The organism is Herbidospora sp. RD11066, from assembly GCF_054661255.1.
This window is the reverse complement of the sequence record NZ_BAAGDO010000249.1, coordinates 1-254: the sequence shown is the minus strand read 5'-3', so window position 1 is coordinate 254 and position 254 is coordinate 1. Positions and strand designations below refer to the sequence as shown.

The window sequence follows — 254 nt, the reverse complement described above, 5'->3', positions numbered from 1 at the left end:
CACCGACATATTCTTTATTATATGTAAAAATCATTGTTTCCTTTTTCTCCTATTTCAGTCCTGCTAAAAAGTCGTTAATTTGTTGCTTGCTTTTACGGTCGCGATTAACAAAACGACCAATTTCCTTGTCTTTTTCTAGAACAACAAGGCTAGGAATTCCGTAAACATCCCAGAGTTTGGCTAAATCCATGTACTGGTCTCGGTCCACCCGAATAAAGGTGAACTCTGGATTGGTCTCCTCAATTTCTGGCAAG

The 254-nt window shown here is 39.0% G+C and carries 1 protein-coding gene; it reads right to left on the bottom strand.

The window, feature by feature from the left end:
* Window positions 1-49: 49 nt before the first annotated feature.
* Window positions 50-254: thioredoxin family protein (locus ACYQ78_RS39855; RefSeq protein ID WP_459806189.1), on the bottom strand; the 205-nt coding region annotated here is incomplete at its 5' end.